Raw genomic sequence first — 12210 nt, 5'->3', positions numbered from 1 at the left:
ACAATGCGCGAGGCCCTGTTCATCGCGCTGGGACTGCTGGCCGGAGGCGCCGCCACCACATGGATGGCGCCGCTGGCAACCCTGAACATGCTGGCCCGGCTCGAAGATGTCCGCCTGATCGCGGACCGGTCCTATGCCGAAGGTCCGCCCCACGGCATCGACATCTACGCCCCACGCGCGGCCGGCGGACCCCGGCCCGTCGTGGTGTTCTTCTATGGCGGCGGCTGGGAGGAAGGCGAGCGCGCGCTCTACCGTTTCGTCGGCGCGGCGCTGGCGAGCCGGGGCATCGTCACCCTCGTCCCGGACTATCGCGTCTATCCCGAGGTCCGTTTCCCCGACTTCCTGAAGGACGGCGCGCGGGCGGTCCGCTGGGCGCGCGAACACGCCGCCGAGTTCGGCGGCGACGCCAGCCTTGTGTTTCTCGCCGGCCATTCCGCCGGCGCCCATATCGCGGCGATGCTGGCCTTCGACCGGCAATGGCTGGAAGGCGTCGACCTTGACAGCCGGCGCGACATTGCCGGGCTGATCGGTCTCGCCGGGCCTTATGACTTCCTGCCGCTGCACAGCCGGACGCTGGAGGAGATCTTCGGCGAGGAGACCGGCCGCGCCCTCAGCCAGCCGATCAACTTCGTGGCGGGCGGCGAAGTCCCGGCCTTCCTCGCCACCGGCATCGATGACCACACGGTCGATCCCGGCAACACCGCCCGCCTTGCCGCGCGGCTGGAGCAGCAGGGCGGCGACGTCACGTTCCGGCGTTACCCGCGCGTCGATCACCGCACCGTGCTGGGTGCGCTGTCGCGGCCGCTGCGCCTAATCGCGCCGGTGCTCGACGACATGGACGCCTTCATCGACGGCGTGAGGCGCCGGGAGGCGGCGTCATGAGCGGGTTCATGCTCGCGGCATCGCTCTCCGCCGCGCTGGCGCTGTTTCTCGCTCTCGCCATGGCGGGCGCGTGGCTTGCGGCGGAGCGCACCGGCAATCACGGTTGGGTCGATACCATCTGGTCGTTCGCGACCGGCATCGCCGGCATCGCCGCCGCGTTGCTGCCCTTTGGCGCGGAGAGCTGGCTCCCCCGCCAGTTGCTGGTCGCAGGCCTCGCGGCGATCTGGTCGCTGCGGCTCGGCCTGCACATCCTGCAGCGCACCCGGCAGGGCCATGACGACCCGCGCTATGCCGAGTTGCGCCGGCAATGGGGTGCGCACGCCTCGCGCAGGCTGTTCCTGTTCCTCCAGGTGCAGGCACTGGCGGCGCTGATTCTGGTGCTGGCGATCGCGGCAGCGGCGCATGCCCCCTTCCCCGGCTGGCGGCCGGGAGATGGCCTCGCCGTCGTCCTGCTGCTCGCCGCCGTGCTGGGCGAAGGCGTGGCCGACCGCCAGCTCGCCCGTTTTCGCGCCATCCCCGCCAATCGCGGCCGGGTCTGCGATCAAGGCCTGTGGGGCATGACGCGCCATCCCAACTATTTCTTTGAATGGCTGGGCTGGCTCGCCTATCCGGCCATCGCCATAGACCCCGCGGGTGGCTACGCGTGGGGCGTCGCCGCGCTGCTCGCCCCGCTGCTGATTTATGTGCTGCTCGTGCATGCTTCCGGCATACCGCCGACGGAAGCCCATATGCTGCGCTCAAGGGGCGAGGCGTTCCGGGACTATCAGCGGCGGGTCAACGCCTTCTGGCCCGGCCCCGCACGGGGACCCGGCCGATAGCGCCGCCGCGGCCAGCCCCCGCGCCGGCATGTCCGCATCCGAAGATGCCGTCAAAGAAGAACGTTCACGTCGCCCCTCGCGCGGGCAGCATCAGCCGGCGGCCGGGCCCGCGATGAGCCGGGTGAGGAAGAATCCGGCGGTGGCGGCAATGCCGGTCAGCACCGTTCCCCAGGCCAGATCGACGGCGGTGATCACAGCCGGCCAGTTGCGCAGCGTCGCATGGTTGGTCAGGTCATAGGTGCCATAGGCGATCAGGCCGAACAGCGCGCCAAGCGCGAGTGCCGTCGTCCACTTCCCCGAGGCCAGCGCGGGCTGCACCGCGAACACCACGATGCCCACGACATAGAGCAGGTAGAACAGGATCGCCGGTGGCAGATTCACCTGCTCGGCCATCATCCCGCCAAGCAGGGGCTTGTAGAGCCGGCTCGCCATCAGGCTGAGCCAGACGGCATCGATGGCGAGGAACACGATGCCGGTGGCGGCATAGGCGACGATCCACTGCATGACGGCCTTCCCGTTCTGGCGTTTCGGGAGGCGATACGGATCGTATCGGGATTCGGATCAATGCGACCCGCATGATCGGCAGCAAGCACCCCCGCATCCTGGCGCGTGGAGACGGCAGCCGGCGCCGCGCGGGCCCGCGCCCCGGGGACGCGCGCGGCGCGGCGAGCCGGGGACGGCCCATCACCCGGGCAGTTGGCTCGCCAGCGTACCGCCGTTCCGATCGAGGCTCGCGGCGCCGAGCGGGAGGGCGTCCGGCGACAGGATCGCGCCGTCCGGCGTAATGAAGCGCGCCTCGATCTCCATCGCGTAACCGGTCTTCTCGATGACCGCGTTCTTGATGGAGACGATCAGCTCGCGCACCTCGTCCGCGCGTGCGGTTCCGGTATTCACGATGAAATTGGCGTGCTGCGGCGAGACCAGCGCGCCGCCGACCCGGCGCCCCTTGAAGCCCAGCTTCTCGATGATCGCGCCGGGCGGGCCGAATTCGGCATACATGGCCGGGTTGCTGACGAAGACCGAGCCGCAATTGGGCAGCTTCTGCGGGAACTTGCGGCGGCGGTCCATCAGAATGGCAAGGATCGCGCGCCGGCACGCCGCCTTGTCCGCCGCGGGCTCCAGTTGCAGCGTGGTGCGGGCAATGACCTCGCCATTGCTCTGAAACACCGAGCGGCGATAGGCGAAGCCGCATTCCTCCGCCGTGCGGGTGTGGATGGTACCGTCGCTCGCCACGCTCTCCACCGTGACCACCCGCTCGCCGATTCCGCGCCGCTGGCTGCCGCCATTCATGCACACCAGCCCGCCCAGCGTGCCGGGAATGCCGCAGGCATGCTCGATGCCGGTCAGGCCTGCACTCATGCTGTCCCGCACGAGGCCGGGAACCCACACGCCGGGATCGGCCACGATCTCGCCGCCATGGATCGACAGCGACGCGAAATCGCTCCCGATCTGGATGCCGATCGCGCGCAGCCCTTCATCAGCGAACAGCAGGTTGCTGGTCGCGCCGATCACCACGCTGGCCAGCCCGCGCGCAGCGATATAGCCGCGCAACGCGGCGAGCTGCTCGGTGCTGCGCGGGCGCACGATCAGGTCGGCGGTGCCGCCTATGCGCCAGCGGCTGATATCGGCCAGCGAGACATCGGCGAACACGCCGCCCGGGCACAGCCGCTCCAGATCGCGCGCGAGCGCCTCGCCGGCATCCGCGGCCTTGGGCTTGCTCACGCCTCCCATCGGCAGGTGGCCCCCAGCGAGGTCAGCTTCTCGGCGAAGTTCACATAGCCGCGCGAGATCTGCCACGCATCGGTGATCACGGTCTCGCCCTCGGCCATCAGGGCGCACAGCGAGAGCGCGGCACCGGCGCGCAGGTCGAGCGCGCGCACGGTGGCGGGCTTGAGCGCGCCGCCATTGCCGTGGATGCGCAGCATGTCGCCATCCTCCTCGTAGGAGGCGCCCATGCGCGCCATTTCCTCGGCATAGCCGTAACGGCCGGGGAAGCGCAGGTCGACGATGCGGGATTCGCCGCGCGCCTTGACGCCCCAGGCCGCAAGGATCGGCTGCACGTCGGAATTGATGCCCGGATGCGGGCCGGTGCTGATCTCGATCGGGTAGCACGTGCCCCCGCGCACGATCAGCGACGTGTCGCCCCGGTAGAACCGGGCGCCTGCCGCCCGCAGGTGGACCATCACGCTTTCGAGGTCGTCATAGGGGAAGTCGCGAATCTCGATATCGCCCCCGGTGACCGCCGCGCCGACCACCCAGGTGATGGCTTCCATGTTGTCGGCGATCACGCGGTGCTCGGCGCCGTGCAGGCCCTCTCTGCCGGTGATCTCGATATGCTCCTGGCCGAAGACGCGGATCTTGGCGCCCATCTTGCGCAGCAGCGCGATGAGGTCGAGGATTTCCGGGCGGATATGGGGATTCCACAGCCGGGTCACGCCCTTGGCGAGGCAGCCGGTAAGGATCGCGTTCTCGGTGGCGCCGGTGGAGCGCATCGGCAGGTAGATGTCGGTGCCGATCAGGCCGTTCGGTGCCTCGGCGCACAGATAGTCGCCGTCTTCCCACACCCGCGCGCCGAGCTTTTCCAGAAGCATGACGTGCAGGTCATATTTGCGCTCGCCGAGCTTGCAGCCCCCGGGAAGCGGCACGCTGCCCGCGCCGGTGCGGGCGGTGAGCGCGCCGAGGATCAGCAGCGTGTTGCGGATCGAGCGCCGCGTCCACTCCAGGCGCGACTGCGGCACGCTGACCTCGGCGATGCGGATCTCGTCGGCAGAGACCAGCTCGCAGCGTTTGCCCAGCGCGTCGAGCATCTCGACGTGAAGCTGCGCGTCCAGCAGTTCGGACGGATAATTGGTCAGGGTCACGGTGCCCGAGGTCAGCAGGCTGGCCGCGAGCAGTCGGAGCGCCGAATTCTTGGCGCCGCTCAGCGCGACCTCGCCGTTGAGCGCGCTGGGACCGCAGACGCGCAGGACATTCCCGGTCGTGGCCTTGGCAGGCTCGCGGGCTTCGGGAGTGGGGACTCTGAGGATGCTCGCCACCATGTTAATCCGCCTCTTGATCGACAGTCGCTGAGATCTGCAATGGGTTGGGTTTCAAAATAATCCGCGCGGGTATCCCCACGGCGGTCGCATTGTCGGGCACATCCTGCAAGACAACGGCATTTGCACCAATGGTGCAATTCTTGCCTATCTTGATTTTCCCAAGAAGCACCGCGCCGGCAAAAATGACGGTGTTGTCGCCGATTGTAGGGTAGCGCATCATTTTTGCATCGCCCACGCGGGCACCGCCCAGCGTGACGTTCTGATAAATCACCACATTCTCGCCAAGCACCACGCCTTCACCGATCACCACACCAATGGGATGGCGCAGGATGACGGATCTCGGCATCACCGTATTCGGCGGCAGATAGACGCCATAGGCGCGCTGCAACCTGTTCGAGATATATCGCGAGGTCCAGTACCAGCCACGCGAATAAAAGAAATGCATGCAGGAGCGATAGAAAAAAAACCTGACACCAGAATCCATCAGCAGAAATTTAATAATAGTCTTGACGTCGGTCATAGCGATCAGTGCTCAGTTGTTCTTTGCCAATCCACGAAGAAACAATATGATGAACACGCTTATGGAAGCGTAAAATATTGTCATAATGACACTATATATCGCAACGAAAGTCGGCGCATCCAGTGCCAGTTTTCTCGACAGGACAAAGGCCAGGGCCAGAATGGCAAGACGGGCTGCATTGATGAAGAGAAAGACCAACTGCTTGTTGAAGATGTTCAGCGACTGGATCAGCGGCGTCGACGTAATCTGCACGAAGAGATAGGGCGCCAAAGCCATGGCGAAGCGCCCCGCCTCATCCCATCGGTGGCCAAAGGCATAGTAGAAGATCAGATCGCCCCATAAAAACAGGATCGTGGTCGGCAGGATGCCGATCGCGAGCAGATTGATCTGAAGCTTGCGGGTGAGCGCGTAAATCTTGCCCGGCGCCTTCTTCGAGAGCGCGGCGGCTTCACCGTAATAGGCCGTGCCGATCGACTGGCTGATCAGGTTGGCCGGAAGGGCGAGTGCCATGGTCGCCAGCCCGAACTGGCCGGCGACGCCCGCCTCGTAGGTCGATGCGATGAACAGCATCGGCGACTGGATCGACAGGGCCAGGAGGAACTGCGACGGCAGGCGGAAGGCGGGGAAGCTGCGGTAATAGCGTGCGAGAAAGGCGATGCGCTGCACGCTCACCTTCGGCCAGTTGCGTAGGAAGTTGGCCTTGAATTTGGTAAGGAATGTGCCGATGCCGCCGCTCTGCCCGGCAATCTGGCCCAGAAGCAGTCCGGCAGGCTTCAGGCCCAGAAGCCCGAGCGATATCTTCAGCGCCTCGCCGATCAACGACTGCGTGACGCTGGTCCGGGCGATGACCCGATAGGCCCGGCGCCGCGTCGCCCACATCATCATCAGTTCATAGGTGGCGGTCAGCATCGCGCCGACCACGATCAGTCCGCGCCAGGGCTCGAGCTTTTCCATCGACAGCAGCCCGAGCAGAGCAGGGCCGAACGTCCATAGGATGACAGCCCACACCAGCGACATGCCCAGCATCAGGCCGCCCGCCAGCACCAGCAGGTTCATCGCCATGGCGTCGTGGCGCGGCAACGGCACGGCGACGGCATAGCGCAGGGTCATGATCGGGACCATGAGCGCGACGAGCGACGTGAACACCGACAGCACGCCGTAATCGGTCGGCGCGTAGATGCGCGTCAGGATGGGGATGCTCGCCACGCCGATCAGGCGCGCCGCGGCGCTCCCCATGGTTAGCGTCATCATCCCGCGATAGACACGCCCGGCGCTACCCGTGAGCAGACCATCAATGATGCGATGCATGCCACACCTCGGCGCGCGCCAGAAAGCCGGTCAGATCGCCGCAATGCGTCACACCTCCGTGCGAAGTCCCGGCAGGAAAAGCCGGTCGTCCGGAGATGATGCGGGAGAGCTGTTCCGCCGGCCAATACAAGCCCGGCCTGCGGGCAGGACGCCGGGTTCCGTCCCCCCTCATATCCCGTAATGCCCGCGGTACCAGTCGACGAACGCCTTGACCCCGACCTCGACCGTGGTCGACGGCCGGTAGCCGGTCAGCGCTTCCAGAAGATGGTGGTCGGCAAAGGTCTCGCGCACGTCGCCCATCTGCATCGGCAGCAGGATCTTCTCCGCCGGGCGCCCGAGCGCCCTCTCGATCGCCTCGACGAACTCCAGAAGCCCGATCGGCGTGCCGCCGGCGATGTTCACCGTGCGCCAGGGCGCGACGCCCGACAGCGTGTCGATCCCCCCTGCCACCGGCTTGCCCGGCTCCGGCGGCAGGTCGATCAGCCGGACGATCGCTTCGATCAGATCGTCGATATAGGTGAAGTCGCGCCGCATCTCGCCCATGCCGTAAATCTCGATCGGCCGGTTCTTGCTGATGGCATCGACGAACTTGAACAGCGCCATGTCGGGGCGCCCCCACGGGCCATAGACCGTAAAGAAGCGGAAGCAGGTGGTGGGGATGTTCCACAGATGCGCATAGGAATGCGCCATCGCCTCCATGGCCTTCTTGGTGGCGGCGTAGAGCGTGATGGGCAGGTCGGCCTTGTCGATCTCGCGGAACGGCATCACCTCGTTGCCGCCATAGATCGAACTGGTGGACGCGCACAGTAAGTGCTTCGGCTTCAGTTGCCGCGCCACTTCCAGCACGTTGAACGAGCCGACCAGGTTGGAATCGACATAGGTGCGCGGATGCTCGATCGAGTAGCGCACCCCCGCCTGCGCCGCGAGGTGGATGATGACGTCCGGCTGCGCTTCCTCGGCCGCGCGCTGCAGCGTCTCCATGTCCTCAAGCCGCGCGATCACCGGCGTGAACTGGTTGGAGCGCCGGAGAATCTCCAGCCGGGCCTGCTTGAGCTGCGGATCGTAATAATCCGTCATGGCGTCGTAGCCGGTGACGAAATGACCATCCGCGAGCAACCGCCTTGCCAGATGGAACCCGATAAAACCCATGGTTCCTGTAATAAGAACGCGCATGATCAGAAAAACTCCGAAAGAAATCGAAAATCTGGCGTGACGGCTTCAAGTTATCAGCGCGGACAGATCAAGACATTCAAGCGTCACCACAGGGAATAAGCACGGACGTCTCGCATGCAGAGGATAAAGTCAATAGACGTGTAGGCTACCCTTTCACGGCCGGGTTGAAAATGGACGAAGGCCGCGCCATGACCAACGGGTTTGCCGCAGTTCCGCGTCGCTGGCATGACGCCCCGCAAGCCGGACGCTGCAATTCCGGCGCCACGAGCCGCGCGCCTGAAAGCGCGGATTTGGAAAGTGCGGCTCATGGCGAGCCTAGCGCATGGCGCGCCAGGCATCTTCGATCATGATCGGCAGCAGCGAGCGCTGCGGCGCCCATCCCAGCTCCTGCAGGGCATGCTGGCTGCCGCAGACGAGGCTCGCCGCGTCACCGAGCCGGCGATCCGCCATGACCACGGGAATCGGGTGCCCGACAATATTGCGGGCCTCCTCCACCACCTGCCGCACCGAATAGCCGTGCCCGCTGCCGAGGCAGAACACGTTGCTGCCGCGCCCGTCCTCAAGCCATCGCAGGCCGAGCAGATGCGCGTCGACCAGATCGGCGACGTGAATATAGTCGCGGATGCAGGTGCCGTCCGGCGTCGCGTAGTCGCTCCCGAAGATCTTCACATGGTCGCGCTGGCCCTTGGCGACTTCGAGCAGGATCGGGATCAGATGGGTCTCGGGGAGATGTCGCTCGCTGAGTTCGCCGGTCGGATCGGCGCCGGCGACATTGAAATAGCGGAAGATGATCGAGCGCAGCCCATAGGCGTGGCCGAAATTGCGCAGCACATCCTCGATGGCGCGCTTGGAGGCGCCATAGGCATTGATCGGGGCCTGCGCGGTGTTTTCGTCGATCACCACGCCGTCGCGATCGCCATAGACCGCGCAGGTCGATGAGAACACGAAGTTCAGGCACCCCGCCCGCACCGCCGCCTCGATCAGGGTGAGCGAAGCCACGAGATTGCTGCGCCAATAGCGTCCCGGCTCCTGCATCGCCTCGCCGACCTGGCTGAGCGCGGCGAAATGCATCACCGCCACCGGCTGCCAGCGCGCGAAGACGTCGTCGAGCCGCGCCGCGTCGAGAATATCGCCCTGCTCGAACGGACCGAAGCGCACCGCATCCGCCCAGCCGGTGATGAGATTGTCGAAGGTGACTGGATTATAGCCGGCCAGTTTCAATGCCTTGCAGGCATGAGAGCCAATATAACCGGCACCGCCCGTCACCAGAACGTTTTTCATCTACGCAACCGCCCGCCAATACAAACAATTCAAGAAAAATCTTATGATTCAACGCAGAAAAACACGAAAAATTCTAAACGACGAAACTTAAATAAATATCTCAGGTAACAGATAGTGGACACGTCGCCACCCTTCGCCGTCACATCGCCGGCGAAGAATCTCCCGCATGTCCGCCTTCCGCGCCGGTTGCCTTGAACATGCACCATCGATGGCCGGGATCAAGCCTTTAGGTAACGGGCGCAGCCGTCTTGTCGGCGACGGATAGCGGCCGGCCGACGCCGGCGAACCATGCAGCGCGCTCGTGCAGGTGAGCGTGCAGGTGAGCGTGCAGGTGAGGATGCCGGACGATCGGCCTCACATCCGGCAGGATCGCGCCCTCCCCCGCGCTTACGGACGGGCGGGATCGCCGCCGGCGGAACCGTTGCCGGCCTGCGCCACGAGGCTCGCCGCGAGGCTCGCCGGATGGTTTGCCATGTGGTTCGCCACCCATGCCGCAAGGGCCCCGGGCGGCTGCGGCTGGGAGAACACATAGCCCTGGGCCACATGGCACGACAGGCTCGCCAGCAGCGCGAACTGCTCGTTCGTCTCCACGCCCTCGGTGACGACGGTCAGCCCCAGGCTCTGCCCGATGCGGATGACCGCGGTCATCAGCGCTCGCGCCGTGGCATCCTGGTTGAGATTGAGCATGAAGCTCCGATCGATCTTGAGCTCGGTGATCGGGAGGCTCCGCAGGCTCGACAGGCTGGAGAAGCCGGTGCCGAAATCATCCATGGACAGGCCCACGCCGAGCGCGCGCACCCCGCGCACCGTGTCGAGGGTCGCGGCATTGGTGTCCATCATCAGGCTTTCGGTGATCTCCACCGTCAGGCATTCCGGCGGGAGCGCGTACTCCTGCAGCAGCCCGGCGATGAAGTCCGGCAGTGCGGGGTTGCGGAAATGCGGCGCGGAGAGATTGACCGCGACCGAGGGAATTCCCGCGCCTTCCGCGCGCCAGTCCGCCATCTGCCGGCAGGCCTCGCGCAGCGACCATTCGCCGATCGCCTCGATCAGGCCGAGCGATTCGGCCAGTGGAATGAAGATGCCGGGCGTGATGTTGCCGAGTTCCGGGTCGGTCCAGCGCGCCAGCGCCTCCACGCCGTAGAGCTGGCAGGTGCTGATGGTGATCTGCGGCTGGTAGTGCAGCGTCAGAGTCTTGTCGGCGATGGCCCGGCGCAGGGCGTTGCCCAGCCTCAGGCGCTCGCGCACCATGCTGTCCATGTCGGGGCTGAAGAAGCGATAGGTGGCGCGCTTGGTGGCCTTGGCCTGCGCCAGCGCGGTTCCGGCATATTGCACCAGCGTGTCGCCATCGATGCCGTTCAGCGGCGACAGGCTGATGCCGATGCTCGCCGCCATCTTCAGCGAAACGCCGGCGATCTCGACCGGCCCGGCCACGGCCTTCAGGGTCTTCTCGGCCATGGCCGAGGCCCGCTCCGCGCTGCACTGGGGCAGCACGATCAGGAACGAATCGCCGGCGAAGCGATAGACCTGTTCCTCGCCGCGATACAGCCGCCGCAGCCGCGACGCCGCTTCGGCGATCACCCGGTCGCCCGCGGCGTGGCCGAAGGTCTCGTTGACGTGCCGCAATTCGTCGATGTCGCACAGCATATAGGCGGTCGGGCGGTGGGCGCCGCCCTGCTCCTCGATCAGGTCCTCGTGGAAGCGCGGGCGGTTCGGCAGGCCGGTCAGCGCGTCGAAGCGCGAGAGCCGGGCGATCTGCTGCTTGGCCTCGTCATTCTCCAGCGCGATCGCGCACAGATGCAGGCAGGCGGCGACGATCTGCTCCTCCCAGACATTCGGCCCGCGATGCTCCCGGTAGTAGAAGGCGAAGGTGCCGATCACCAAGCCGTCGCGCCGCTTGATCGGCGAGGACCAGCCGGCAACCAGGTCTTTCGGCAGGCCGATCTCCTGGAAATTCGCCCAGCGGGGATCGGTGAGGATATCGGTGACCACCACGCTGGTCCCGAGAAAGGCGGCGGTGCCGCAATTGCCGTTGAGCGGCCCGATGGGGGCGCCCTCCACCGCGGCATGGTAGGCCTCCGGCAGGCTGGGGCCGGCCAGCACCCGCAGCCGGCGCTCGGCATCGACGCGAACGAACGAGGCGGCCACGCCCGGCACCAGCGCCTCCACCCGGCGGCAGAGGAAATCGGCGACGTCCCGAAGCGCCAGGTCGCTGGCCACGGCCTCCAGCACCTTCTGACGCACATGGTCGATCTGCTTTTCGCGGGTGATGTCCACCGCGACGCAGGCCGTCATGCGGTTGATGCCCGCCATGTCGCGCACCGGGTGGTCGGTGATCCGGACCCAGATGTCGCGGCCCCTGCGGTCGGTGGCCAGCAGGTCGCTGCTCCCGCCGCCCTCGCCCCATTCCCGGTGCCGCGCCGCGCCCGGGTGTTCGTCGTCCGCGGCACGCGCGCTCGCCAGCACCTCGCCGGGCAACCGGCCCGCCATCTCGGGCAGCGTGTAGCCGAACATGCGGGTAAAGGCCGGGTTGACGTGGACCACCCGGCGCGCCTCGTCCAGCAGGGCGACGGCATGGACGGTGCCGTTGACGAACAGCGTGAGCCAGCGCAGATGCGCGCCGGGATCGGCCCCGCCGCCCTCGTCCGGCAGCACCGCCACCATCACCATGCCGTCCGCAAGGCGGGTCACCGAGGCCCGCACCGCGACATCGCGGCCATCGGCGCAGCGGATGAGGAGCGCGCGCGGCCCGTCCCCGGCATCCGGCAGCGGGGCCGGCGGGCCGGGCTGGTCGCCACGCCAGAGCCGGGCGGCGGGGCAGCCCACGATCTGCGCGCGGCCATAGCCCCAGAGACGTTCGGCGGCGGTATTGAACAGCGCCACATCCGTCCCGTCGATGACGAGGACGGCCTCCAGCAACCGGTCCCCCACCGGCCCCTGCAGGAGCTGAAAGACGGCGGTGTCGGGACTGATATCCATGCCCGCGCCCATTACCTCACAATCCCGTCCCCATTCCTGCGCACCGGGCGAAACCCGTTGCGGCGACGCCATCCGCCATGCGCGAAACCGCCGGCATCCGGCGACCTCAGCCGACCGCGCGCGCCGGCAACCTTCTCGCCGGTAGCATAATGCACGGCCCGGAACCGGTCCACGGCCAGTTGCGCGCCATGCCGGGCCAGGATCGGAATTTTCC

The 12210-nt window shown here is 66.5% G+C and carries 10 protein-coding genes; 2 read left to right on the top strand and 8 right to left on the bottom strand.

Annotated elements, in window-relative coordinates; translation table 11 throughout:
• Window positions 1-3: 3 nt before the first annotated feature.
• Both MKI84_RS06630 and MKI84_RS06625 read left to right on the top strand, forming a co-directional pair.
• A complete protein-coding gene (locus MKI84_RS06630; RefSeq protein WP_241617756.1) occupies window positions 4-882 on the top strand; it encodes an alpha/beta hydrolase in 879 nt (292 codons plus the stop codon).
• A gap of 8 nt (window positions 883-890) precedes the next feature.
• Entirely contained in the window at window positions 891-1700 is an 810-nt protein-coding gene (locus tag MKI84_RS06625; RefSeq protein WP_241618373.1) for a DUF1295 domain-containing protein, read from the top strand.
• A 90-nt stretch (window positions 1701-1790) separates the two neighbouring features.
• Here MKI84_RS06625 and MKI84_RS06620 read toward each other — a convergent pair whose 3' ends face one another.
• The 8 genes from MKI84_RS06620 to MKI84_RS06585 form a co-directional block, all read right to left on the bottom strand.
• Window positions 1791-2204, bottom strand: a complete 414-nt coding sequence (locus MKI84_RS06620; RefSeq protein WP_241617754.1) for a DUF2177 family protein — start codon at window positions 2202-2204, stop codon at window positions 1791-1793.
• 180 nt (window positions 2205-2384) lie between these two features.
• Window positions 2385-3422 carry a UDP-N-acetylmuramate dehydrogenase gene (gene murB / locus MKI84_RS06615; RefSeq protein ID WP_241617752.1) on the bottom strand — a complete coding sequence of 346 codons (1038 nt, stop codon included), beginning with the start codon at window positions 3420-3422 and terminating at the stop codon, window positions 2385-2387.
• Window positions 3419-4738, bottom strand: a complete 1320-nt coding sequence (locus MKI84_RS06610) for a UDP-N-acetylglucosamine 1-carboxyvinyltransferase (RefSeq protein WP_241617749.1) — start codon at window positions 4736-4738, stop codon at window positions 3419-3421. The genes murB and MKI84_RS06610 overlap by 4 nt, the downstream gene beginning before the upstream one ends.
• Before the next feature lies 1 nt (window position 4739).
• Window positions 4740-5258, bottom strand: a complete 519-nt coding sequence (gene epsC / locus MKI84_RS06605; RefSeq protein WP_241617747.1) for a serine O-acetyltransferase EpsC — start codon at window positions 5256-5258, stop codon at window positions 4740-4742.
• Between the two features lie 12 nt (window positions 5259-5270).
• Window positions 5271-6566 carry a lipopolysaccharide biosynthesis protein gene (locus MKI84_RS06600; RefSeq protein ID WP_241617746.1) on the bottom strand — a complete coding sequence of 432 codons (1296 nt, stop codon included), beginning with the start codon at window positions 6564-6566 and terminating at the stop codon, window positions 5271-5273.
• A gap of 168 nt (window positions 6567-6734) precedes the next feature.
• A complete protein-coding gene (locus MKI84_RS06595; protein WP_241617744.1) occupies window positions 6735-7739 on the bottom strand; it encodes an NAD-dependent epimerase/dehydratase family protein in 1005 nt (334 codons plus the stop codon).
• Window positions 7740-8054: 315 nt separating this feature from the next.
• Window positions 8055-9020, bottom strand: a complete 966-nt coding sequence (galE, locus tag MKI84_RS06590) for a UDP-glucose 4-epimerase GalE (RefSeq protein WP_241617741.1) — start codon at window positions 9018-9020, stop codon at window positions 8055-8057.
• A 387-nt stretch (window positions 9021-9407) separates the two neighbouring features.
• Window positions 9408-11996, bottom strand: coding sequence for an EAL domain-containing protein (locus tag MKI84_RS06585; RefSeq protein ID WP_241617739.1), 2589 nt, complete (start codon window positions 11994-11996; stop codon window positions 9408-9410).
• Window positions 11997-12210: the final 214 nt, after the last annotated feature.

This window comes from Ancylobacter gelatini (genome assembly GCF_022601675.1).
Taxonomy (GTDB): domain Bacteria; phylum Pseudomonadota; class Alphaproteobacteria; order Rhizobiales; family Xanthobacteraceae; genus Ancylobacter; species Ancylobacter gelatini.
This window is presented reverse-complemented; position numbering and strand designations above follow the sequence as displayed.